29 protein-coding genes are annotated in these 23,323 nt (G+C 63.9%); 18 read left to right on the top strand and 11 right to left on the bottom strand.

Annotation, left to right across the window (positions count from 1 at the left end):
* Positions 1–3: 3 nt before the first annotated feature.
* From K2Y42_RS19225 to K2Y42_RS19190, 8 genes are all read right to left on the bottom strand, one after another.
* Positions 4–1,131, bottom strand: coding sequence for a restriction endonuclease subunit S (locus K2Y42_RS19225; RefSeq protein ID WP_291155761.1), 1,128 nt, complete (start codon positions 1,129–1,131; stop codon positions 4–6).
* 67 nt (positions 1,132–1,198) lie between these two features.
* The gene (locus tag K2Y42_RS19220; RefSeq protein WP_291155758.1) at positions 1,199–2,224 is read right to left on the bottom strand and encodes a virulence RhuM family protein; all 1,026 of its coding nucleotides are present in this window, start codon (positions 2,222–2,224) and stop codon (positions 1,199–1,201) included.
* The gene (locus K2Y42_RS19215) at positions 2,217–3,734 is read right to left on the bottom strand and encodes a type I restriction-modification system subunit M (protein ID WP_291155755.1); all 1,518 of its coding nucleotides are present in this window, start codon (positions 3,732–3,734) and stop codon (positions 2,217–2,219) included. The genes K2Y42_RS19220 and K2Y42_RS19215 overlap by 8 nt, the downstream gene beginning before the upstream one ends.
* Positions 3,731–4,336 carry a restriction endonuclease subunit S gene (locus K2Y42_RS19210; RefSeq protein WP_291155753.1) on the bottom strand — a complete coding sequence of 202 codons (606 nt, stop codon included), beginning with the start codon at positions 4,334–4,336 and terminating at the stop codon, positions 3,731–3,733. The genes K2Y42_RS19215 and K2Y42_RS19210 overlap by 4 nt, the downstream gene beginning before the upstream one ends.
* Before the next feature lie 101 nt (positions 4,337–4,437).
* The gene (locus tag K2Y42_RS19205; RefSeq protein WP_291155751.1) at positions 4,438–4,839 is read right to left on the bottom strand and encodes a hypothetical protein; all 402 of its coding nucleotides are present in this window, start codon (positions 4,837–4,839) and stop codon (positions 4,438–4,440) included.
* Entirely contained in the window at positions 4,839–6,170 is a 1,332-nt protein-coding gene (locus K2Y42_RS19200) for a recombinase family protein (RefSeq protein WP_291155749.1), read from the bottom strand. The genes K2Y42_RS19205 and K2Y42_RS19200 overlap by 1 nt, the downstream gene beginning before the upstream one ends.
* On the bottom strand, positions 6,167–6,619 hold the full coding sequence (locus tag K2Y42_RS19195) for a DUF2924 domain-containing protein (protein WP_291155747.1): 453 nt from the start codon (positions 6,617–6,619) through the stop codon (positions 6,167–6,169). The genes K2Y42_RS19200 and K2Y42_RS19195 overlap by 4 nt, the downstream gene beginning before the upstream one ends.
* A gap of 362 nt (positions 6,620–6,981) precedes the next feature.
* Positions 6,982–7,797 (bottom strand): hypothetical protein, encoded by an 816-nt coding sequence (locus K2Y42_RS19190; RefSeq protein ID WP_291155745.1) that lies wholly within the window; start codon positions 7,795–7,797, stop codon positions 6,982–6,984.
* Here K2Y42_RS19190 and K2Y42_RS19185 point away from each other — a divergent pair.
* The 15 genes from K2Y42_RS19185 (at position 7,786) to K2Y42_RS19115 (ending at position 19,713) form a co-directional block, all read left to right on the top strand.
* Positions 7,786–9,261, top strand: a complete 1,476-nt coding sequence (locus K2Y42_RS19185) for a hypothetical protein (protein ID WP_291155743.1) — start codon at positions 7,786–7,788, stop codon at positions 9,259–9,261. The two genes, K2Y42_RS19190 and K2Y42_RS19185, sit on opposite strands and share 12 nt — an antisense overlap.
* A gap of 79 nt (positions 9,262–9,340) precedes the next feature.
* A complete protein-coding gene (locus K2Y42_RS19180) occupies positions 9,341–9,586 on the top strand; it encodes a hypothetical protein (protein ID WP_291155741.1) in 246 nt (81 codons plus the stop codon).
* A 229-nt stretch (positions 9,587–9,815) separates the two neighbouring features.
* Positions 9,816–10,409: a sigma-70 family RNA polymerase sigma factor gene (locus K2Y42_RS19175; protein ID WP_291155739.1), complete on the top strand. Its 594-nt coding sequence runs from the start codon at positions 9,816–9,818 to the stop codon at positions 10,407–10,409.
* A gap of 84 nt (positions 10,410–10,493) precedes the next feature.
* Positions 10,494–10,688: a hypothetical protein gene (locus K2Y42_RS19170; RefSeq protein WP_291155736.1), complete on the top strand. Its 195-nt coding sequence runs from the start codon at positions 10,494–10,496 to the stop codon at positions 10,686–10,688.
* 38 nt (positions 10,689–10,726) lie between these two features.
* Positions 10,727–11,023, top strand: a complete 297-nt coding sequence (locus K2Y42_RS19165) for a hypothetical protein (protein ID WP_291155733.1) — start codon at positions 10,727–10,729, stop codon at positions 11,021–11,023.
* Positions 11,023–11,898: an ATP-binding protein gene (locus tag K2Y42_RS19160; protein ID WP_291155730.1), complete on the top strand. Its 876-nt coding sequence runs from the start codon at positions 11,023–11,025 to the stop codon at positions 11,896–11,898. The genes K2Y42_RS19165 and K2Y42_RS19160 overlap by 1 nt, the downstream gene beginning before the upstream one ends.
* Positions 11,899–11,999: 101 nt before the next feature.
* Complete coding sequence (locus K2Y42_RS19155; RefSeq protein ID WP_291155726.1) at positions 12,000–12,647, top strand: hypothetical protein; 648 nt, start codon at positions 12,000–12,002, stop codon at positions 12,645–12,647.
* Between the two features lie 12 nt (positions 12,648–12,659).
* Positions 12,660–14,351, top strand: coding sequence for a DEAD/DEAH box helicase (locus K2Y42_RS19150; RefSeq protein ID WP_291155723.1), 1,692 nt, complete (start codon positions 12,660–12,662; stop codon positions 14,349–14,351).
* Positions 14,352–14,558: 207 nt separating this feature from the next.
* Positions 14,559–14,774, top strand: a complete 216-nt coding sequence (locus K2Y42_RS19145; RefSeq protein ID WP_291155720.1) for a DUF6511 domain-containing protein — start codon at positions 14,559–14,561, stop codon at positions 14,772–14,774.
* Entirely contained in the window at positions 14,774–15,541 is a 768-nt protein-coding gene (locus K2Y42_RS19140; protein ID WP_291155717.1) for a hypothetical protein, read from the top strand. The genes K2Y42_RS19145 and K2Y42_RS19140 overlap by 1 nt, the downstream gene beginning before the upstream one ends.
* Positions 15,538–17,868: an AAA family ATPase gene (locus K2Y42_RS19135; RefSeq protein WP_291155714.1), complete on the top strand. Its 2,331-nt coding sequence runs from the start codon at positions 15,538–15,540 to the stop codon at positions 17,866–17,868. Before K2Y42_RS19140 ends, K2Y42_RS19135 begins: the two co-directional genes overlap by 4 nt.
* Before the next feature lie 437 nt (positions 17,869–18,305).
* On the top strand, positions 18,306–18,788 hold the full coding sequence (locus tag K2Y42_RS19130) for a hypothetical protein (RefSeq protein WP_291155791.1): 483 nt from the start codon (positions 18,306–18,308) through the stop codon (positions 18,786–18,788).
* A complete protein-coding gene (locus K2Y42_RS19125) occupies positions 18,785–18,988 on the top strand; it encodes a hypothetical protein (protein ID WP_291155711.1) in 204 nt (67 codons plus the stop codon). Before K2Y42_RS19130 ends, K2Y42_RS19125 begins: the two co-directional genes overlap by 4 nt.
* On the top strand, positions 18,978–19,358 hold the full coding sequence (locus K2Y42_RS19120; RefSeq protein WP_291155708.1) for a DUF6362 family protein: 381 nt from the start codon (positions 18,978–18,980) through the stop codon (positions 19,356–19,358). Before K2Y42_RS19125 ends, K2Y42_RS19120 begins: the two co-directional genes overlap by 11 nt.
* 148 nt (positions 19,359–19,506) lie before the next feature.
* Positions 19,507–19,713, top strand: coding sequence for a hypothetical protein (locus K2Y42_RS19115; RefSeq protein WP_291155705.1), 207 nt, complete (start codon positions 19,507–19,509; stop codon positions 19,711–19,713).
* Here the strand turns inward: K2Y42_RS19115 and K2Y42_RS19110 are convergent.
* Positions 19,646–20,542: a DUF429 domain-containing protein gene (locus K2Y42_RS19110; RefSeq protein WP_291155703.1), complete on the bottom strand. Its 897-nt coding sequence runs from the start codon at positions 20,540–20,542 to the stop codon at positions 19,646–19,648. The genes K2Y42_RS19115 and K2Y42_RS19110 overlap by 68 nt on opposite strands.
* Positions 20,543–20,680: 138 nt before the next feature.
* Between K2Y42_RS19110 and K2Y42_RS19105 the strand changes: the two genes are divergently transcribed.
* On the top strand, positions 20,681–21,025 hold the full coding sequence (locus tag K2Y42_RS19105; protein ID WP_291155701.1) for a hypothetical protein: 345 nt from the start codon (positions 20,681–20,683) through the stop codon (positions 21,023–21,025).
* Positions 21,026–21,116: 91 nt separating this feature from the next.
* Here K2Y42_RS19105 and K2Y42_RS19100 read toward each other — a convergent pair whose 3' ends face one another.
* Both K2Y42_RS19100 and K2Y42_RS19095 read right to left on the bottom strand, forming a co-directional pair.
* On the bottom strand, positions 21,117–21,698 hold the full coding sequence (locus K2Y42_RS19100; RefSeq protein ID WP_291155699.1) for a DUF3489 domain-containing protein: 582 nt from the start codon (positions 21,696–21,698) through the stop codon (positions 21,117–21,119).
* Between the two features lie 99 nt (positions 21,699–21,797).
* A complete protein-coding gene (locus K2Y42_RS19095) occupies positions 21,798–22,031 on the bottom strand; it encodes a hypothetical protein (protein WP_291155696.1) in 234 nt (77 codons plus the stop codon).
* A gap of 133 nt (positions 22,032–22,164) precedes the next feature.
* Between K2Y42_RS19095 and K2Y42_RS19090 the strand changes: the two genes are divergently transcribed.
* Together K2Y42_RS19090 and K2Y42_RS19085 are read left to right on the top strand one after the other, a co-directional pair.
* Positions 22,165–22,791 (top strand): hypothetical protein, encoded by a 627-nt coding sequence (locus K2Y42_RS19090; RefSeq protein WP_291155693.1) that lies wholly within the window; start codon positions 22,165–22,167, stop codon positions 22,789–22,791.
* A 75-nt stretch (positions 22,792–22,866) separates the two neighbouring features.
* Positions 22,867–23,202 (top strand): hypothetical protein, encoded by a 336-nt coding sequence (locus tag K2Y42_RS19085; RefSeq protein ID WP_291155690.1) that lies wholly within the window; start codon positions 22,867–22,869, stop codon positions 23,200–23,202.
* Positions 23,203–23,323 lie beyond the last annotated feature (121 nt).

Below are 23,323 nucleotides of genomic sequence, written 5' to 3'. Positions count from 1 at the left end.
CCTTCAGACAGCGACGCGCCATTCGCCGGTCAGCAGCTTTTGCATCAGGCCGCGTTTCTGGCGGGTAAGGGCTTGGATTTCGCGATCAGTGAGATCGAGTTCTGCACGAAACACGGCGATTTGCGCTGCGATCTCGCGCTGCGTTTGAATCGGAGGCAGCTTGAACTCAATGCTCTCAAATTCGTCCCGCTGCAGGAGACGGCGCTTCCCTTCCTTGTTCCCTTGGCTTGACCGCGTTTCGAGCAGGAAGCGGATGTGATGGGTGCGGAGGAGCGCGACCATGAACTTATGATCGACGTCGGGGTGTAGCCGGATGACCCTATAGGCTGGACTCACGATGCCGTCGGTCGAACCTGAAAAGCGACCGATGGCTCCATAGTAGGCCGACATTGGGTCGTAGACGAAATCGCCTGGAGAAATGGTCCAGTAGTTCGAAAGATCCTTGCTGGCGACGCTGCGGGTGAAGTGCTCCGACTGCTTGCGGATCGCGTACTTGCCGACCGTGATAACATCGTCAGGGCCGAGGTTCGCGTTCTTGTCTTGCCGCTCGTCGAAGACCTCGCCAAAGCTGGTTGCCGCCCAGTTCGAACGAGGAACCCCGTGCCCCACGGCTCGGCTGGGCGCCAGAAGTCGCTGGGAAACCCCGTCCAGTCGCCGCTCCTTCGCCGCCCGCAGCGCCTCCAGCTTCTCGATGACTTCGTCCCATGTCCGCAGGATTTCTGCGATCTTGCGCTGCTCGGGAAGTGGGGGGAATGGAAGCTCGAGCTCTGCGAAGCGTGAAACGCCAAGATGAGCAATCGAGTTAGTCTTAACAGCGATCCTCGAAAAAATACCGATGGCTTGGCAGTAACGGAAAAGTTGGATCGCGAAGTTGGCGTCCGTCTCGGGTCCTGCGCGATAACGGATCAATGTGTTCTGGAAGCAGCAATCTTCCGGCCCATCGGCGTACATTGCGCAACGCCCAACTAGCTCCACGCTTTGCCCTTCATTAAGGAGGATGTCTCCGGGCCTGAGGCGGAAGGTCTCGATCTCCCGCTGCTTAAAGGGCATTTGGTTGATGTCGCTGAAGTCGATATAGCCGTCGAACACGTTCGCCACGCGAAGATAAGGGACAGCTCGTCCTTCGATCATGTGAGGCGACCGCTGGCGTCCTCCTTGGACTTCGCCGGTGGCCGCCACTGGCATCATCGGGAACCGTCTATTCATTGTGGCCACCCTTCTTCCGCCCCTTGGCGGCCTTCTCCATCTCCTCCAACTGGGCGATGTCGGCCTCATCCGCAGCCAGCGCCTCGGCGGCGCGGCGGTTGGCGTCGAACAACTCGAACCGCTCGAGGGCCAGCTTCTGCGCCAGGTCCATCCGCAGCCGCCCGGCATGGGTGAGGACGTCGCGCTCGTTGAAGGACAGGAAGGCGTCGAGCTTGTCGGACCATTCGGCCATGCTGACCGGGCGGCGGCGCCTCGCCTGGTCCTCGGCATAGTCGAGGTACATCACGACGATGCGGTTGAGCTCCTCGACTTCCTCTGCTTTCAGGTAGTTCTTGGCGGTGCCGACATCGCCCTTGCGCACAACCGAGCCTTTCCAGCTGGTCAGACCCATGTTGGGGGCCTCTGGATCGCTGCGGTTTTCGATCAGCTCGGCGGCCGTCTTACCCGTGACCGCCCAGAGCATCTTGTTCTGCACCTTCTTGAAGAAGGCCTGCGCCTGCTCGGACGTCTTGTCGTAGTCGATGGCGGTCGTGTAGAGGTCGCGCACCTTCTGATAGAAGCGCTTCTCAGACGCGCGAATGTCCCGGATGCGGGCAAGCCACTCGTCGAAATAGTCCCATTGCTCGGCCTGCTTCAACCGGGCATCGTCCATGGCGAAGCCCTTGACCAGGTATTCACGAAGGACGGTGGTGGCCCACCGGCGGAACTGGGTGCCGCGCGCCGAGCGGACCCGGTAGCCGACCGACAGGATGATATCGAGGTTGTAGGCATCGACCTCGCGTTCGACCTGCCTCGAGCCCTCAGTTTGAACTATCCGGAATTTCCGGATAGTTGCCCCTGGATCGCACTCACCCTCCGCGAAGACGTTGCGGATATGCTCGTTCACGGTGCGCACATCCTTGTCGAACAGCTCCGCGATCTCCCGCTGGCTCAGCCATACGGTCCCGCCCACGGCCCGCAGGCCGATGGTCGTGGCGCCATCCTCGGTGCTATAAAGGATCAGTTCGCCCTCAGACATCGACGCCCAACTCCTTCAGATAGCCAGCCATCTTCCCGCGCACCTCGGCCAGCTCGGCCTCGATCGTGTTGATCTGCTTCTGCAGGGCGGCGACGTTGATTTCCTCCTCCGGCTCGAAGGTGTCGACGTAGCGCGGGATGTTGAGGTTGAAGTCGTTCTCGGCGATTTCTTCCGGGCTGGCGCGGTGGGAGTATTTCTCGATCACCGCCCGCGAGGCGTAGGTTTCCAGCACCTTGTTGATGTGCGCCTCGTCCATCACGTTCTGGGTCTTGCCTGGCGTGAATTCCTTGCTGGCGTCGATGAACAGCACATCGCGGCGGTCCTCATTCGCGCCGCCCTGTTCACGGGAACGGTCGAACACCAGAATGGCCACCGGAATGCCCGTGGTCGTGAACAGGTTGGCAGGCAGGCCCACCACCGCGTCGAGCAGGTTCTCCTCGATCAGCGCCTGGCGAATCCGTCCCTCGGCCCCGCCGCGGAACAGCACGCCATGCGGAACGATGACCGCAATCCGGCCGCTCTGGCGCTTGGCGATCTCGATCATGTGGGTGATGAAGCCGTAGTCACCCTTGGACTTCGGCGGGATACCGCGCCAAAAGCGCCTGAACTGGTCGGTGTCCGCGTTCTCCGCGCCCCATTTGTCGAGGCTGAACGGGGGATTTGCCACGACGACGTCGAACTTCATCAGATGGTCGCCCTCGACCAGCGCGGGGCTGTTAAGGGTGTCGCACCACTCGATGCGCGCGGCGTCCTTGGCGTGGAGAAACATGTTCATCCGCGCCAACGCCCATGTCGCGCCGTTCACCTCCTGGCCGTAGAGGGCGAAGTTTTCGGACCCGACTTCTTCGGCCGCCCGGATCAGCAGCGATCCGGACCCGCAGGCCGGGTCGCAGATCGTATCACCCGGCTTGGGGGCAGCCAGTTTCGCGAGCAGGCGGGAGACGGCGGAGGGCGTGTAGAACTCGCCGGCCTTCTTGCCGGCGTCCGAGGCGAAGCGCGAGATCAGGTAGATGTAGCACTCGCCGATAATGTCCTCGGTCACGCGGCTGGGGCGCAGGTCAAGCGCGGGCTTGGCGAAGTCCTCCAGCACGTTCTTGAGGCGCCGGTTGCGATCCTTGACCCGCCCGAGATTGGCCTCGGAGTTGAAGTCGATGTTGCGAAAGACGCCTTCCAGCTTGGCGCGGTTGGCATCCTCGATCCGCTCCAACGCGATATTGATGCGCTCACCGATATTCGGCTCGTTCCGCGCTTCATAAAGATCGTAGAAGCTGGCGCCTTCGGGAAGGACGAAGCGTTCGCGCTCCAGCCTGCGGCGGATCCGGGCTTCATCACCGCCAAATTGCTTGCGGTAGGTTTGGACATGATCGTTCCAGTGGTCAGAAATGTATTTCAGGAACAACATCACAAGGATGTAGTCCTTGTACTGCCCGGCATCGACGACGCCGCGGAAGGTGTCGCAGGCGGCCCATGCCGTCTGGTTGACCTGTTGCTGAGTGAGTTGGTCGGTCATTTGGACGTCCTTTCCTGCCTCGTCTTAGGGCGCATCCTGCTCGCTCGCTCGACGAGGATCAGGCTCATCATCTTTCTTCGCGTCTCGGCGGCGAGCTGGGTCAGCTCCCGCTCCCGCTCAGCCAGGGCATCGATTACGACGATTCTTTCTTGAGTCTCGATGTCTGGAACATCGAGTTCGAGGTCGTCGAGGCTGGAACGGGGGATCATCCGGATATTCGTGCCACGTGCCGCGATATCGAAGTGGCGCTGCGCCGGAGGCTGGTTGATCGCCCATGCCAGATATGCAGGCGTCACGACGTTGCGGTTCGGGCGCAAAACCATCAGGGGCAGCACCGCAAGGGCTGGTTCCCGCAGACGTTCGTCCAGGGCGGACGCCGTGTTTCGTTCGCCCCGCGAGCGGAACACCACGTCACCGGCGCGCACGAAATAGCGGTCCGCCAGGTCCTCCAACTGGACTCTTGTCAGACGCTCTGGATCGACGAGGCCGTCAGGGGAAATGTCGCGCAGCTGGATTGCGAGCACACCCCCGACGGTCGTCGGCTCTAATCTGCCACGAGCGGTATAGCCGGTGTGGATCGTGCAGGCGTCAGCGAGGCGCAAAGAAAAATCCTCTGTAACTGTCGCTACAGACGGTAGGCGCACGCAATCCTGCTGTCAATGATAGAATCTGCTGTAGGATTTCCTACTGCGAAAATTATATCTCAGAGACTAAGTAAACCCTTCTGGGCAGCCCATTCCAATGGCATGGGCTTCAGCAGAGCCTCCACCTGAAGGCCGGGCGGCTGCCGTCTGTCGAGGATCGCCTCGACGATGTCGGGCGCGAGCAGCGTCAGGCGCAGGACCCGGCACAGATAGGACTGATTGATCTTCTCGGCTTCCGCCAGCTCGGTCACGGACGCGAATTGACCGCTCTCCAGGAGCCGCTTCCAGCGGTGGGCCCGGGCGATTGCCTTGACCATGGTGTTATCGACGCGCGGCTGGGGCGCGCCCCAGCCTGCGCCCTCCGGCGCCACAACCTGTTTCCGCCCGCCGCGTTTCCGGACGGTCAGAGGAACGCGGACCGTCAGCGTGCGGCCGTCATCGGCGGTGGCGTCGCGATCCATCAGGCAGCCCTCTGCGCATCACCGACCATGCTGCCAAGCTCACAAACCAGACGGGCCAACCCATCGACGCGAAGCCGAATATCCACACCGTCGCGTCCGACGTCGACGCGCTCGACAAGCAGCCGGACGATGCGAGCCTGCTCGGCAGGGAACAGCTCATCCCAAAGCGGATCGAGCCCCTCCAAGGCCTCCCTGACCTCCGCCTCCGACAACCCATCGATTTCGGGTCGCGCCGACCGCCATGTTCCGACGACCACCTCGGGGGCGCGAAGGAGGCCGCGCAGCTGGTTGACGACCGCCCCTTCGATCTCGGCGGCGGGCACGCGACCCACCGGGCAGGCGTCGGCGCCGCGCTTCAGGACCGACTGGCTGACATAGTAACGATATAGCTTGTCGCCGCGCCGTGTGTGCGTCGGGGTCATGGCGCAGCCGGTCGGCCCGAAGATGAGTCCTTTCAGGAGAGCCGGTGTCGCGGCGCGTGTCCGTCCGGCGCGCACCCGCGGGCTCTCGCGCAGGATGGCATGAACCTTCTCCCACACGGCGCGGGTAACGATCGCCTCATGCTCGCCGGGATAGGCCGTGCCCTTGTGGACCGCATCGCCGACGTAAACGCGATTGTTCAGCAGCTTGTAGAGGAAACCCTTGTCGATGAGCCGACCTTTGCGCGTCCGCACGCCCTCGGAGGCAAGCGCCCGGGCCACCGCCGTCGCCGAGCCGACCTCCACAAAGCGCTCGAAGATCATCCGGACGATCGCGGCTTCCGACTCGTTGGTGACGAGCTTGCGATCCTTGACCGCGTAGCCCATCGGAACATAGCCGCCCATCCACATGCCGCGCTTGCGCGAGGCGGCGAACTTGTCGCGGATGCGCTCGCCGATTACCTCGCGTTCGAATTGCGCGAAGGACAGGAGAATGTTGAGCGTCAGCCGCCCCATGCTCGTCGTCGTGTTGAACGCCTGCGTCACGCTGACGAAGGTCACGTCGTTGCGGTCGAATACGTCGATGAGCTTTGCAAAATCCATCAGCGCGCGGCTGAGACGGTCAATCTTGTAGACGACCACGACGTCGACGCGACGCTCCTCTATGTCAGCAAGCAGTCGTTTGAGGCCGGGCCTCTCGAGAGTGGCTCCCGAGATCCCGCCATCGTCGTAATGCTCGGCAAGCTCGACCCAGCCTTCGGAGCGCTGGCTCGCGATATAGGCGCTGCAGGCGTCGCGTTGCGCATCGAGCGAGTTGAACTCCATGTCGAGTCCCTCCTCGCTCGACTTGCGGGTGTAGATCGCGCAGCGCAGCTTGCGGGCGCCTGCCTTCGGAGCGGCGACCTTCGTCATGCGCCCCTCCGATGGCTTTTCATGCCAAAAAAGACCCAACCGTTCCAGCGCGTGCCGGTAATGGCCCGCGCGATTGCGGAGAGCGAGCGGTAGGGGCGACCCTGCCATTCGTATCCGTCGCCCAACACCGTGACTGTGTGTTCGACGCCCTGCCATTCGCGGATCAGCCGCGTGCCAGCGATCGGCCTGTCATCGGCGCGGATCCGGCGCAGAACGATGTTGCCGCCGTCGAGCTGCTCGCCGAGCGCTTCCAGGCGCTCGATGGTCGCCGGTTTCAGGCCGCCATACGTCAGCTCCTGGATCCGGTACGCGAGCCGGCTCTCCAGGAAACGCCGGTTGTACGGCGGCGCCTCCGTGTCGAAGAGTTCGCGCCATTGCTTCTTGAGGTCGGGCGTGGGCGTCGTCTTCAGAGCCGCGAGCCGGGCCAAGATGGTGTCCGTCATGGTCATGTATTTCTCCGTTGCGTCGGAGTTGCATGACCGCTCTGGTCGGGCGGGAAGTGTAGGCAACTTTCTCCAAGCTCGTCAGATACTTGCCTTGACTGACGCGCCCGGAGACGAATCACCGCGCGCGCGAGAATCTCGCACAACTCGGCGATCCGCTCTGCGGCGGTCATCCTGTCAGGCGGCAGAGGGTTGGGGCGTTTCATGTCTCAGGCAGCCGTGATCGGGGGCGTCATTACCGATCAAAAGCCACTCGACGGCTGGGTGTGGGACATGCGAATCGGGCAGAGCGCAGGAATGCAAACAGTTGCAGAACCTCGTCCCTTGCGGCCAGCCGATTCGTCACTGATTATTGAACGTCGAATGATTCAATAGCAGATGTTCATCGAGGTGGATTCATGCCGCGCAAAGCGCTTCCGCTCGGCCCAAGCACTATTTCTCTGATCGAAGATGCGCGCATCGATCTTGCCCGAGCAGCGCTTGCCATCCGCGAAGGCGAAAACGAGCCTGACTTCAGGCTCTCTGAGGAATTTCCCGATCATTCTGATGACGAAGCGGTCCACGCGTTCCGGCAAACACTTATCGAAACGCTCGCGCAGTTCGATCATGACGAACTGATACCCGCAGAGCAGCGGTGTCGCCGGATTCGCGCACTCGCGGACGGAAAGGGCGTCACCTCCCTCACCACGATCGTCGATCAGCAACTCGACGACGCGAAAGCACAAGAAATCCGGCGACAGCCCGATGCGCTTTGCAGAAGCATCTGGACCTTTCTGAACGTGCGCGAGACGTTCGAGGATGCCGAGAGCTTTCATTTCGCTCGGCAATTTCGCGAACACGGCAAACTTTATGACGCCTTCGAGATCGATCTCGAAAATACAGTAGCCCTTGATGCAGCTTCGATCGATGACGCAGCGCTGGCCGCAAAGATTAAACAGGCTCTCGACCTGAAGCCCGAGATTTCCTGCACTGTAAAGGCGCTCGATCTCCCGGCGACCGATGCGCACCCTGCATCTATCATGCTCATCGTGCGCCATGGCGGGCCGTTGTCGAGCGTCCATGATCACCGGCAGGACGGGCGCAGGGGAACCATCTATTATCGACCGCCGAACGAGGCGACCCTGATTTACACGCCGTCGCTGCGACAGATCGAGGTCTGTGCGGACAGCCCGGTGGTTCGCCAAACGGTAAGCGACTCGTTCGCCGAGATCGCACTCGGGCAAGACATTTCGCAGAAGCCTTTGACCTGGAAGCGTTACAATCTCTCGCGGTTCCGAACCTCGCTACTTCTGGAGTCCCCCGAGATCGACGGCTATGAGTTTGAATTCGCGCGCGTCCTGGAAGCCGAGGTGCGGCTTGGCACCTGGAAGCGCAAACTCCAACTCAAGGTCACCGTCAACGACGACATCGAGGAGGTGGCGGACCAATATCTCGGCGCCGGGAACATCTTCCGGCGCGCCGAGGCCTTCAGTCGCATAGGCATAGCGGTTGCCTACAATCGTGTTGGCGACGAGAAGGAGCGGACGCTGAACATCACGATCGCTGGGTCAAAGAGCTGTAACTTGCAGAGCAAGACAGATCCGGAAGAGCGCAGCCTCGGCTTCGCGCTTCTCAAGGAATGGGGAATTCTGAGCGCATTCCGACAGATCGCATCGGATGATCTGCGCGCGATCTTCCCCCAGCTTGTTCAACTTCACGACCGGATCGAGGATGAGGTCAGCGGAGGATATCTTCTGGAGCTCGGCCTCGATGCGCGCCGCCTGATCGAAGGCGGGCTGCTCGAACGCTGTGACCGGCAGGATGTGGTGCTGATCGAGGACGACGACCTTGAGGGGGAAGGCGCCATCAAGCCGTCGAAGACAGAGGGCATGGTCCGTGCTGTCGGCCCCTTTGGCGAAGATGCAGGAAAGCGACCAGCGTCGGATGTCGAGATGTTCGCGATCAACTCCCAGTGGCTTCACGAGACGCTCATGCGCCTGATGAAACCGCTCCTGAGCAAGCGAGCGGCCCAGATCCTCGACCCGGACCTGACCCTTGTCGGTGTGATGCAGATTGACGGTGCTGAGGCGCCCGTCTATTTCGCGCGGCGTCTCAATGACCCGAAAACTGCGCAGAGGCTGGATCTGACGCTGCGCGCGCGGAACACCGCTGGCGTGGGCATCATCCTCGCCGCCAGCGAGGAAATGCCGTCGCACCTCGGGTCGAATGTCGTCGTGCCGCTCCTGTCCCACCTCGCATCGGCAGACGAGGAGATCCTGTTCGCGCGGGACGGCCTCGAGCTCGCATATCGTGACAATCTTTCGCTCGCGCGCGGAGGCGTGTCGCCGCGAGTCGTCCGGACAGGCACGCAGTCCGGCACTCTGTTCATTCCCGGTAAGGAGCCGCTTCACCTCGCCGGGAATGATCAGCTAACGATCTTCGAGCGTCTCGTGGTCGCAGCCGGGAAGGGCAGTCCCGATGTTCAGGTCAAGGCGTTGATGGAAGGCTTCGAGTCCAGAAGCCCCCAACAGGCGTTCCGGAAGGACACTTGGGACAACATCCGAGGCGTCTATATCGGCAAGGGTGCGAAGAACGGGTACTGGCGGCTGGTGCTCGCCGGGCAGCCGACGGAAGACGTCGCCGAAGCCCCGGTCGAAGAATCCGTCTAACAACGGTCTAACATCCGCAGGGAGACGGTCTAACAAGGCGCTGATTACTGGAAGGGCTCCACATCAGAGGAGCACTTCGATGCCGACTCCCTTCCCCTCGCGCCAGGCAGCCCAGACGAGCTGGTCCAGCGCCGCGACTACCGAGCCCCCTACCTCCAACGCAGACTGGCGCTGCACGCGCTGTGACAAGCTGCTCGGCGTCTGTCGTGACGGCCGGATGCACCTGCGCTTCGCGCGAGGGCACGAGTACTTCGTCGGCTTCCCGGTTCAAGCCACCTGCCGCGGCTGCGGAACGCTGAACCACGCGGCCGCCCCTGCGCGCTGAGGCGCGCTTCGACCTCCACCCCCTGAAATCGCAGAGACGCGTGACGTCCTGACCTGGCCACGAGAAGGCGCCGGACGCCTGGCCGCAAGGCAGGCGTCCGATGTCTTTCGCGTGGCACGAGATCCGCGACAACTTCATGCAATCCTCGAGCACCCTCAGGTTTCAGCACAGTTTCGAGGCGCTTCGGCGCACCAGCAATCCCATCGCTGCGTTTCGCGATCCAGCCGCCATGCTGGATGCGCTGCATCGCGGCGCTGCGAACCCGGATCAGAAGAACATCGTACTCACGACGCTGATCGAGGCGGCGCAGTCCGACGGCCCCCCGGCCGACTGCGCTCTCACCGTGTTGCTGTTGGCGCTCTGGCCGGGGCTCGACGCCATCCGGCGCCGGTCGATCTGGCGCAGGATCGGCTCCCCCGAAGAGGTCGCCTCCGAAATCCTCGCCCGCGCCACCGAGGCAATCCGGAGCCTCGATCTGCAGAACGTCAACTGGATCGCGGCCACCCTTCTCAGAAACATCGAGCGCGACATGATCCGCGCGCGTCAGCGCGACACGGCGCGCGAACGTTTCGCCAGCGGCGCCGATCCCGACGAGGTGGCGGACACTGGCGACAGCGGCATTGGCGCGGCGGGGTACGCGCGACTGAACGGCGCCGTACGGAAGCTGCTCGGCGATGACGCCCTGCTGGTGATCCGTGTAGCGATCGAGGGCTTCTCTCAGACCGAGGCGGCCGTTGAACTGGGCCTGACGGAGGCCGCAGCCCGCAAGCGGTACCAGCGCGCGATGCGCCGGCTGAGCGACGCCCTTCAGGAAATCCCCTGAGCCGATGTCCCGACGCGGTCCCGGCGGTGGCCTTTTCCATTCGAGCGCCCCGAGCGCCTTTCCTCCAATCGAAAGCAGAAACGCATGAACAGCACTGCCGATCTGTCGCTCGAGGACTACAGGCGTCTCCCGGGTCTCTACCGGCGCTGGGAGCTGACCGAGGTCTGCGAGTCCAACCGCAACTACCAGATCGAGGACGCCGGCGCCCATGCCGACGGGACGCCGCTACTGGCGATCTACGTCGCCGAGTCCGCGCCCGACGTCCGCGAGGACGCGTGATGGGCCTCCTCGACCACATCATCTCATGGAGACAAGCCATGCCGGACCAGCTGGACGCCATCACCCGCCTTCGCGCGACGAATTACGGCCTCGAAGACCTCCCCGAGACCATAGGCTTCCCGCAGCGCTTCGGTGACGAGCCGCGCGCGCCGCTGCCGGTCGTCGAGGCGACCGTCGACGAGATCGCCTTTGCGATCGTGGAGGCGGAGCGGGATAGCTCGGCCGCCTACCGCCGCGCCGCCGCGCTCCAGCGGCTCTACAAGCTTGCCCGCGAGGCGGGGCGCATTGGCGCCGAACACGCAGCGCCGGCGGTGCTGAAGATGGAGGGCAAGTGATGGCCCTTCCCATCATCAGCGCGGACGAGCGCCTCGCACAGCACAAGGGCATCAAGGGCTGCATCTTCGGCAAGTCAGGCATCGGCAAGACGAGCCTGTTATGGACGCTGAACGCCTCGACGACCCTCTTCATGGATCTCGAGGCCGGCGACCTCGCGGTTGAAGGCTGGGAGGGCGACACGCTGCGCCCTCGCACCTGGAAGGAGTGCCGTGATTTCGCGGTATTTATCGGCGGGCCGAACCCGGCGCTGCGCGAGGACCAACCCTACAGCCAGGCGCATTTCGATGAGGTCTGCGGGCGCTACGGCGATCCGGCGGTGATCGCGAAGTACGAAACCATCTTCATCGACTCGATCACCGTCGCCGGGCGGCTCTGCTTCCAGTGGTGCCGCGGCCAGCCTGAGGCCTTCTCTGACAAGACCGGCAAGGCCGACATCCGCGGCGCCTACGGGCTGCACGGCCGCGAGATGATCGCCTGGCTGACCCATCTCCAGCACACGCGCGGCAAGCATGTCTGGTTCGTCGGGATCCTCGACGAGAAGCTCGATGACTTCAATCGCAAGGTCTGGTCGCCGCAGATTGATGGTTCGAAGACCGGGCTCGAACTGCCCGGCATCGTCGATCAGGTCATCACCATGGCCGACATCCCCGATGCGAATGCCCAGCCGCAGCGCGCCTTCGTCTGCCAAACGCTGAACCGCTGGGGCTTTCCGGCCAAGGATCGCTCCGGCCGTCTCGACCTGGTCGAGCCCCCGCATCTCGGCCGGCTGATGGAGAAGATCCAGAGCCCTGCGGCGCCTGCCTCCGAACGCCTGATCTGGCCTCCGAGGATCCCGGCCGATCCCGCCCCCGCGCAGGAGCCCGGCCATGGCTGAGCGAACCTCGCCGCCACCGGTGTCCCGATCCGGTCAGCGGGTTGGCTTTCCCGTATCGACGCCGCTGCGCGTTTCACCCTCAACCTGAAAGGAGCCCCGCCATGTCCGGACTCTGGAACGACTTCAATTCTGCCCAGTCCAACTCCAACGTCATTCCGAAAGGCACGCTGGCCAAGGTGCGCCTGACCATCCGTCCCGGCGGTTTCGACGACCCCGCGCAGGGCTGGACTGGCGGTTACGCCAAGCGCGGCGCGACGGGCTCCGTCTACCTCGACGCCGAATTCACGGTGCTGGAAGGACCCTATGCGCGCCGCAAGATCTGGTCGCTGATTGGCCTCTACAGCCCGAAGGGTCCTGACTGGGCCAACATGGGCCGCGGGCTCATCCGCGGCATCCTGAACTCGGCGCGCGGGATTTCCGACAAGGACAATTCGCCCGAGGCGCAGGCGCGCCGGCGCATCAGCGGCTTCAGCGAACTCGACGGACTCGAATTCGTCGCGCGGATCGACATCGGCCAGGACACCAACGGCGACGACAAGAACGAGGTGCGCGGCGCCGTGACGCCCGACCATCGTGACTACGCCGCGCTGATGGGCGCGGGCACAGCCCATTCAACGGCAGCGGTGGCATATGCGCCGCCGCAGGGCAACGCCACGCTCGGGCAGCCCTCTGCATTTCCGGCTGCGCCCCGCCCCCAGCAGGCCCATCCCGCGCCACCGGCCCCCGGGCGGCCGAGCTGGGCTCAATAAGGGAGAACGCGGATGCGCCTGCGCCCCCGCCAGAAAACATTCGTCGAACGCAGCGTCGCTGCGCTCGCCGCCCGCGGCAATACGCTGGGCGTGGCGCCCACCGGCGCGGGCAAGACCATCATGCTCTCGGCGGTTACCGCCGAGATGATCGGCGACGACGACGCCAAGGTCTGCATCCTGGCGCATCGCGACGAGCTCACCGCGCAAAATCGCGCGAAGTTCAAGCGGGTCGCGCCGGGGATCGCCACATCTGTGGTCGACGCTGCCGAGAAGTCGTGGCGCGGCCACGTCACATTCGCCATGGCGCCGACGCTGGCGCGCGCATCAAACCTTGCTGACATGCCGCGCCTTGATCTGCTGGTCATCGACGAGGCGCATCACGCAATTGCCGAAAGCTATCGGCGGATCATTGATCGAACGCTTCAGAACAATCCGCACGCGAAAATATTCGGCGTCACCGCCACGCCGAACCGTGGCGACAATAAGGGCTTGCGGGAGATCTTCGACAATGTCGCCGACCAGGTACGGCTCGGCGAGCTGATCGCCTCGGGGCACCTCGTGCCGCCGCGAACCTTCGTCATCGACCTCGGCGTGCAGGACGAACTGCGGTCGGTTCGAAAGACGTTGTCGGATTTCGACATGAACGAGGTCGCGGGGATCATGGACCGCGCGCCCGTCACCGACGAGGTGATCCGCCACTGGACGGAAAAGGCCGGCGATCGGCAGAGCGTCGTGTTCTGTTCGACCGTCGCGCACGCTGAACATGTAACCGAGGCGTTCAGGACGGCGGGCATCGCCGCCGCGCTGATCCATGGCGAGCTGGCGTCAGAGACCCGCAAATCCATTCTCGCGTCCTATGCCGCCGGCGAAACCCGCGTCATCGTCAATGTGGCTGTGCTGACCGAAGGCTGGGATCATCCGCCGACCTCCTGCGTCGTGCTGCTGCGTCCATCCTCCTACAAATCCACCATGATCCAGATGGTGGGACGCGGTCTGCGCACCGTCGACCCGCAAGAACATCCCGGCGTCGTGAAGACGGACTGCGTGGTGCTGGACTTCGGAACGTCGAGCCTCATTCACGGCACGCTGGAACAGGACGTCGACCTCGACGGCCAGACCACCGCCGGCGATGCGCCCACCAAGTGCTGTCCGGCTTGCGAGGCGGTGATCCCGCTGGCCGCAACGGAATGCCCGCTCTGCGGCGAGGCGTTTTCGCGCGACGTCGGGAACGCGGACGAGAGCAGCGGCGGCGCTCCACTCGCGGGTTTCATCATGACCGAGATCGATCTTCTGAAGCGCTCCAGCTTCGCGTGGGTCGATCTGTTCGGCGCCGACGACGCGCTGATGGCCGCCGGGTTTACCGCCTGGGGCGGCGTCTTCTGGCTCGACGGCGTCTGGTACGCGGTCGGCGGCGCCAAGGGCGAGCGCCCGCATCTTCTGGGCGTGGGCGAGCGGACCGTGTGCCTGGCGCAGGTCGACGACTGGCTCAACACCCACGAGAGCGACGAGAGCGCCTTCAAGACCAAGGGCTGGCTGCGCCAGCCGCCAACCGAGAAGCAGCTCCAGTACCTGCCGCCCGAATGCCGCCACGACTTCGGCCTCACGCGCTACCACGCCTCGGCGCTCATGACCTTTGGCTTCAACAAGCGCGCCATCCGCCAGCTTCTCGAATCGGCGTCCGGGCCGCAACGGAGGGCGGCATGAGCCATGAACGCATTCACACCCATGACGGCCGCGCACCGGCTGCGCCTCTGGCATCCGCGCGGAACGCTGTGCGCCGTGTGCCGGCGCCCCGCCCGTGGCTTTGGATGGCGCGATCCGCTTCGGCCGCTTCGGCTCGGGCCGTCTGTCTGGTTCTGCTCGATGCGCTGTCAGCGCTTCTTCTCGCAACGGGCGCGGAGGTCGTCAGCCATGGTTGACCTCACCGAACATGAGAAGGCGGCCATCCGCGCCGCCATGAAGCGGGTCGCCGAGATCATGGAGGAGATCGGCTGGCAGACGCGGTTGATCGACCTCAGCGAGCATCAGGTTCTCACGCTCATCGAAGTCGCTGTTGGTGGTTTTCAGGACGCCATGGCCGACATCGCCGCCGCGCAGCCCAATCACTCGCCGGAGGTTCCGTTCTGATGCTCGACTATAATCACACTCCGAAGTTCGCCGACGTGCTGAACGCTGTCATCGACGCCGCCCTTACTGCCGAAAACGCGGTGCGGTCGCCGCGCGACTATCTCGGCGGCTCGCGCCTCGGGCATCCTTGCGAGCGGGCGCTGCAATTCGAGTTCACGGGGGCGCCGAAGGACGAGGGCCGCGACTTCAACGGCCAGACGCTTCGTATCTTCGCCATCGGCCACGCACTCGAAGATCTGGCTGTCGCGTGGCTGCGCGCGGCAGGCGTCGACCTCTATACCCGCAAGGGCAATCGCCCCGACGGGGGCCAGTTCGGGTTCGAAGTCGCGCGCGGGCGCATCCGCGGTCATGTGGACGGGATCATCGCCGCGGGTCCCGATGATCTCGGTCTTGCATGCCCCGCGCTGTGGGAATGCAAGACGATGAACGCCAAGAACTGGCGCGCCTGCGTGAAGGACGGCGTCGCCAAATCGAAGCCCGTCTACGCCGCGCAGATCGCGCTCTACCAGGCCTACATGGACGCGAGCATTCCAGGGCTCGCGAGCAATCCCGCGCTCTTCACCGCCATCAACAAGGACACCGCCGAGCTCCACCACGAGCTCGTCCCCTTCGACGCCGATCTCGCGCAGCGCATTTCGGACCGCGGCGTGCGGATCCTTCAGGCCATGGACGCGGGCGAGTTGCTGCCGCGCATCGCGACGAGCGCCGACTTCTTCGAATGCCGCATGTGCTCCTGGGCGAACCGCTGCTGGGATCTGCCGCAATGACGGACGAGCGCGACGATAACCTTCATAGCGAAGAGATCCCCACGGGCGAAATCATCCACTTCAACCCGTGGCGCGATTTCAACGACGCGGCGCCGATCGAAGACCCTTTCGGCGTCGAGCCGGACCGCGAGCAGATCGCCACGTTCCTCGATGTCGTCTTCGGCTATTGCGACGGCCTGATCCCCGTGCGCGGGTTCATCGACAAGGGGCAGGGCTTCAACGGCAAGCCGCACAACATCTGGATCGACGCCGATGTGGGGGCGAGGGACAAGCTCGCCACCTTCGCCGCATGGGCCTGGCGTGAGGGCGCCGCCGTCTATGTGATCCCCGGCACGGTCGCCGAAAGCGGTCAGGCCCGCGCGGCGGACGTTATGCAGATGCAGGCGATCGTGGTCGATCTCGACGCCGGCGACATCAACGCCAAGCTGCGTCACCTCATCCAGCATCTTGGATTCCCGACGCTGCTCGTCGAGAGCGGCGGGCGTACGGCCGAGGGCGCGATGAAGCTGCACGCCTGGTGGCGGCTGAGCGAGCCGGCGACGGGCGAAGATCTGGCGAGGCTGTGTCGGCTGCGCGGCGACATCGCCTTCAAGGTCGGCGGCGACTCGCATTTTCGCTCGGCGCACCAGCCGATTCGGGTCGCCGGCAGCGTCTATCACAAGGGCGGTTTCCAGCGAATCGTCACGATCCTCGAACATCGGCCGGCTGTGGAATTCGAGCTGCGCGATTTCGCCGACCTCGTCGACGCCATGCCGCTGTTTGCAGGCTCTGGCCGCGATCCTGTTGAAGCGCCTGGCAAGCCCTCGCTCGACGATGTCCTGACGACGCCCGTGCACGAGGGCGGCGGCGACGAGTGGACCCGCTTTGCGGGCGCCAGCGCCGCCATCGGCCATTACGTTCGTCTCGTCCACGAGGGCAAGATCAGCCCTGACGAGGGCTGGGAAGCGATCTGTCAGTACAACGCCGCCATGCTGCGGCCCGCCTGGCCTCTGGAGCGCCTGAAACGCGAAGCCGACCGGCTGTGGGCGCGCCACGTCGAGAAGAACGGCCCGCCGTTGCTACGGCTCCAAACAGCGACATCGGCGCCGTCCTCGATCCCGGTGTTTTCGTTGGGCGCCCTGTTGGACGACACGAGCCCGATGCCGGCCGACATCATCGCGCCGCGTGTGCTGACGCCAGGCGGCCTGCTCGTACTTGGCGGCGCGCCCAAGGTGGGCAAGAGCGACTTCCTCATCAGCCTGCTCGTGCACATGGCGGCCGGCGCGCCCTTCCTCGGCTTCACGCCGCCCCGTCCTCTGCGTGTGTTCTACTGCCAAGCCGAGATCCAGTACCATTACCTGCGCGAGCGGATGCAGGCGATCCGGCTTGATCCCGCCGTCATCACTGCCGCCCGCGGAAATCTGTTTGCAACGCCGAAGCTGAAACTGATCCTGAACGAAGGCGGCCTCGCAGTCGTCGCCGAGTCGATCCGTCAGCATTTTCCCGACGCCGCGCCCGACATCATCTGCCTCGATCCGATCCGCAACCTGTTTGACGGTGGGCCAGACGGCGGCGGCGAGAACGACAACACCGCCATGATGTTCTTCCTGAAGGACCGTGTGGAGGCGCTGCGCGAAGCCGTGGCGCCCGAGTGCGGCGTCATCCTCGCGCACCATACCCGCAAGATGAACCGCAAGCTCGTCGCCGAGGATCCGTTCCAGGCGCTGTCAGGCGCAAGCGCCCTCCGGGGCTTCTACACCACAGGCCTGCTCATGCACCGGCCCGATGAGGACAGCACCGTCCGCAGGCTCGAAATAGAACTGCGCAACGGCCCTGCGCTCGCGGGCAAGCTGATCGACAAGGTGAAGGGCGATTGGGTCGAGCTCAATCCGATGAACGAGCGTCTCGTGCGCAAGGAGGTCGGCGCAAAGCACGACGCCGAGCGGGACCGAAAACGCGACGTGATCCTGTCGATCCTTCTCGATGAGGCCGCCAGCGGAAAGCTCTACACCTCGACGCAGTTTCGCGAAGCGTTCGAGAACCAGCGGGGACTGGGCAGCCAATCCACCATTCGTGATCGGATCAGCGTCCTCACCACCAAGGGCTACATCCGCTTCGTGCGCGACGGGCGGCCCTATGGCTATCCCGCGGTTCGATCGCGCTTCGGCTATCTCTGCGTGGAAGGCATGGTCTTGTGCGGCGACGAGGAGGTCGACCCGGAAACCGGCGAGATCACCCGGGCCCGAAAACCTGTCCTCCCGACGCACTACAAGTCACCGATGACCGGCGCCTGTCTGGAGCGCGAGGACCCCGCCGACTGGCCGATCGAGGAGGTCGAAGATGCCTGATCGGCGCTTGTGCGACCTCTGTTCGACCTCAGGACAAACATGTTCGTCCTCCCGCGTTGTTCGTCCTCAACTCAATCAATTCAGATGGTTAGGACAAGTCGAGGTCGAACATGTTCGTCCTCTTGTCCGACCTCTGTTTGTCCTCGTGAAGCGCGTAAATTCAGTGTCTTACGTTCAAAGCGAGGACGAACAATGAAAGCCCCCATACTACGTATGGGGAGGCCAACCGGCAGGTTTGGCCTCTCCTCCCATACGTCGACGGGTATTCGCGCGCGCGGGCCTCCTGCACTGCGGATCTGATCGGACGGCGGCGGCCTAACCGCCAAGCCAGAACCGCCGCCGTCCTCCACCACAAGCAATCCCCTTTGACGGAGACCATCATGGCTTCGACGACTCTGACTCTGCCTGCCGCCAATGCAACCCCGCCCGCGCTATCCATGCCGCGGTTGGCGCAGACCGCGGTTCTCGCCCTTGATCTGGGCACGACGACCGGTTGGGCCCTGCGCACCGCCGACGGACTGATCACCAGCGGTGCGGTCTCGTTCCGGCCGAGCCGTTATGACGGCGGCGGCATGCGCTATGTGCGCTTCCGCGCGTGGCTCGATCAGCTGGCTAAGGACGCAGGCCCGCTCTCGTCCATCCACTTCGAGGAAGTGCGCCGGCACATCGGCACGGACGCTGCGCACCTCTATGGGGGATTTCTGGCGACGCTGACCGCCTGGTGCGAGCAACACGACGTCGCCTACCAGGGCGCGCCGGTCGGCACGATCAAGCGTCATGTCACGGGCCGCGGCAACGCCGACAAGGCTGCAGTCATCGCGGCGGTGCGGGCTCGGGGCTATACGCCGGCCGACGACAACGAGGCCGACGCCATCGCGATCCTTCTGTGGGCGATCGAGACCCATGGAGGCGTGGCATGAGATGGGCGCCCTATGGCTATGGCGGCAAGCGCCGCGATCCCGAACAGGTCAAGCGCGAGGGCTGGCGTGAGCAGGGGCTTCTCGCGATCTCCGCCGATGACCGCCGTCTCACCTGGCCTGAGCGCGAACTCGTGCGGCAGCTCGGCGAGAAACTCTATGGCCCACGCCCGTCGCAAAAGGAGGCGCGTCATGGCAGATGACGAGTGGACCGTCGAGCGTGTCGCCGAGCAGTTTGAAGAAGCCGTACGCACGCTGCGCAAGCTGCCGCCGGTGAAGGCGCGGGGCTATTTCAATGTGTGGCCACAGATCGCGCGCACGTCCCGCGAGATCGCGTTCATGGAGCCTGAGCCGATGCGGGTGTGGCCGTCAACCGCTGCGATCACTCGGCTGGAACAGACCTCGGACTGGGTGCTCTGGATCAGCGTCGATGAACGAAAGCTGGTCTGGTCCCGCGCCGCCCGTGTGCCATGGAAATACATCAGCGGCGAATTGGGATGCGATCGCTCGACTGCGTGGCGGCGCTGGCAGCTCGCGCTGACGAAGATCGCGGCGCGATTGAATGCGCGTTGAGCAGAAAAGTGTTGCAACACTTTTCTGTTCGACGTCTGCAACAAGATCGTGCTAGCTTTTGGCTATGTTGGGGAGAGTGCGCCGCAGGGCTCGCTCTCCCCTTTGCTTTGGATGTTGGACCAGCCTTCACATGAAGCAGTCACGCCGAATGTCGCTGATCGAGTCAATCGCCAATGTCGTGGTTGGATACGGCATGGCGGTCGTCGCGCAGATCCTGATATTCCCGGCGTTCGGTCTGCACGTGACGCTTGAGCAAAATCTTCAGATGGGCGCCGTGTTCACGCTAGTCAGCATCGCTCGGTCGTTTGCGCTGCGACGCGCGTTCGAGGCGCTGCAGGTTCGAAGCAGCGATTAGGCGTCACGAACGGAGTCCCGCGCTTAAGAGCTGCTGCCTCTAGCCGCTTACTTGTAGTATCGGAAACCGGCGTGACCATGTAGCCGTTCATCAGGTCGCCGAGCATCGCTGATGAAGCTGCAGCTCCTGCGCGCCAGATCAGTCCAACGAGGGCGCAAATCGAGGCGTCAAGTTTATCTTGATCCGCTTTTCGAGGATCGGGAAGGTCCGCCATGCTCTCTGCCCAGGCGGCGAGGCCGACAACCCCAAGCCTTTCGGCCGTACTCGCGGTAAGGTGCGCGACGGCCTGCCAGTCTTGGCTGCGGTACTTGCGCCGGTTTTTCGGATTGTACTTCGGTGCGCCGTGCCGTTCCGCGAACTGCGGGTGCAGCGCTGACAGGGCGAGAGCCGGAAAGACTTCGACGATAAAGTGGCCTTGCGCAGCTGACTGTGCCGCAATCGGTTCTTGGGCAGCATTCAGGGACGTTAGAAATCGCCAGACAGGCGCATCGTCGCAAAACATGCCTCGCTTGCTTCGGCTCGCGGGTTGAACACCGCCGCCAATGAATGAGATCAGAGACCCAGCAACCTTGTCGACTGGCCGGCTGCCTGTTGCGTTCGGAACGATTGTCGGCTGGTCGAGTGCAACAAGGCTGACGGCATAACCGTGTCGTTTAGAGTCAATAAATTCCAGCGCCTGACTGAACGAAACGAGCCTAGGTTCGTGAAAATCTGCTTTGCCTTGCGCGTCGAACGCAATTGCGCAGATAGCCCCCGGCGCCCCAGGTGAGTCGGTCCACGCGGAATCGAAGCCGAAAATGATGGTGCTGCTTTGTGGATGTTCGAGCATGATGTCCAGTCCCCGCAAAACAGGATAGGCGAAACGAACGTAGACTGCATTGGCTAATAGCCGGCTGCGCGCCTCGGCCTGACCTGCTATCCTGTGCCCATGTTCGGTTTACTCAATCTATTCGGTCGCTCGGCAGCCTTGAAGGCGGCTGATCGCGCGCTGCGGCGCGCCGGGCTGCACCCGGTTCTCGTGCCGGAGGCAGTGAAGCTGACGATCCTGCGACTCCACAAGAAGGACGCCGATTCAGAGAGAACCAGCGAAGACGCTTTGGATGAGGCGGCCCAGCTCTTTGCGTACTGCATGCTGGGTCGGGACCAGTTCATCGACGCCAATAGTGTCTCGGCCGCCGATAGTGCCGAGCGACGTCTGGAGTGGGCGATCGTCGCCGGCGAATCTCTCGATGCGCAGCTCATCCTGCTGGCGCACCATTCCGGGCTGATCCACGAGGAAATCGCGGATCGCATCGATGTCGAGAAAGATTAGGCACTAAGGTTGACGGGCTGCGTCGACGTTTTGAGCCCGGAAACGACAAACCGCCGCCGGTGAGGGCGGCGGCTTTTGCGGAGGGCGGAAATCAGGGCGCTGTCAGCCTGTAGACCCGCCCGCGCCCCTCGACCTTCTCGGAGGTCACGTCGAGGCCCAACTTCTTCTTGAGAGCCCCGGCCATGGCTCCGCGAACGGTATGAGCCTGCCAGCCGGAGGCCGCCGCTATCTCCGCGATCGTGGCGCCGTCGGGCGTGCGCAGCATGTCGATCAGGGCCGCCTGCTTCGTGCCGCTGCGAGCCTTGCGCGCCGGAGCCTCTGTCGCGGCCGCTGGCGGGCTTTCAGCCTCCGGCGCAGCGTCGCTCGCCTCAGCCGCGTCGTCGCCGCCGTCGGTCCCCTGTGGCGCGCTGTCGGCCTCTATGCCAAGCGCAGCCAGACCAGAGCGCGTGATGGCGAGGGTGACTCCGTGACCATCGCCGGTCTCGCGCCACACGGGCTCGCCCAGGCGGCGATCTGCGTCAACCTCTTCAAGCAGACCTTTTTCGATCAGCGGGTGAACCACCTTGTGCGCGGCGCCGCCCTTGAGATTGGGCGGCAGCGGCAGGGCGATGAGCGTCGCGCGTTGTGCGGCCGCGTTGAGAACGATGAGCTGCGTGTCTGTGAGGTTGGTCATGATCGGCTCCTTTCAGGATCGCAGGATCGCGGCGCCGCCGCCCTGCTACGACCCTGAGCCCCGCATGTGGCGGGGCGGAGCCTTGGAGGAATCCGCGCCCTATTCGGCGTGTTCGCCTTCGTGGAAGGCGGCGTCGGTGATGCGCTTCAAAAGGCTTGCGTAGTGTTCGAGGTTCCCGACGTGACCCCAGTTCAGCGTTTCGACATCGACATCGAAATGATCCTCGCTGAGCGCCGTCAATCTGGCGAGCATGGCGTCGATCTCGTCCTTTTTGGCGATGAAGGCGGCGACCGCCTTGCTGTTGTCCGTCGCCCTGCGCGCTGAAGTCTGCATGATCGCCTCCGTTCGTTGCAGCCGATACATGCGTAATCTGCGGCGATCATCAACAGCTAAAACGCTGGTCTGATAGCTTGTTTGGTCGCAGGTCGTCGCACCCGAAAAACGGCTGTATTCGAGAGAGCCGCTCATGCGAATCGAGATTCAGACGGACGCCGTCCTCGCCCGCTTCGGCGGCGCCATCGACATGATGAGCGCGAATGCCCGGCAGGAGATGGCGCGCGGGCTCGCCCGCGGCGGCGAGAAGCTGCGCACGCCCGTGCGCCGCGCCCTGAAGGTGCAGACCAGCGTCAAGCGTTATGGGACGATCGTCGCCAACACCCGCGGCTGGCTCGACGCGGGCGCGCTGCGCTACACGATTGAAGCTTCCGGCAAGGGCCTGCCGCTGTCGGAGTTCCCGCACAAGGCGAGCCGCTCCAAGCTCCTGGCGCTCCGCTGGTCGGCGAAAGAGCATTGGCGCCTGCAGAAACGTGATTCAAGCGGCCGCTTCGGCGCGCTGCCCGCACTCAACGACGCTGGCGTCTCTGCGACGATGTGGATGAAAAAGCGCGGCTTCGCGCGATCCTTCGTTCATCCCGACCGCGGTCAGCTCATGCAGCGCGTGCCCGGCAAACGGTCGTTGCGCAAGATCTACGGTCCGTCGCTGCCAAAAGAGCTGACCATCGGACGCACGGAGCAGACGTTCCAGCAATCGGCGCGCAGCATCGTCATGAACGAGATCGAGAAGCGCTTGCTGCGCCTGCTGCCCCGCAGCTGAGAAACCAGACGTGCTTGACGGATGCTTCGCTGCGGGCTCGATTGCCAGGACGACCAACGAAGAATTGCGCGCTCGATGACCGGAAATCTGATCAGGATTGCAAAGACCGCCGTGCTCTGTTCGGGGCTCGGGCTGGCGCTCTACGTCGTCGTGGAGGCGATCGCTGCATCCGGCGACAGGACAGCGATCGCGCTCTGGCTCGGTCTTGTATTCTGCGCCAGTTTGCTGCTGATCACGACGCCGATGTTCCTCCATGACTGGCGTACTGGTGAAGTGCAGGGCCGCACCGGGCGGATTTCGCGCGAAGGCGAACCTGTCTGGTACTGGACGCTCATGGCGCTCAACGGCGGCTCCATCTGCGGGATGATCGCGCTCGTGGTCTATTGCGCAACGCGCCTGATCCAGGGCTAAAGCAGCATGCACGTGCGCTGCGCGTCGTCTGTGTTGCGCATGCGAGACAGCGTTGCATTCATGCAACGCACGGGTCCTTCCTGGGCCTCCCGCACCGCGGTGCGGCGGCAGCCCGCCTTTT

The sequence above is a fragment of the Hyphomicrobium sp. genome, from assembly GCF_019744875.1.
Classification (GTDB): Bacteria; Pseudomonadota; Alphaproteobacteria; order Rhizobiales; family Hyphomicrobiaceae; genus Hyphomicrobium_C.
This window is presented reverse-complemented; position numbering and strand designations above follow the sequence as displayed.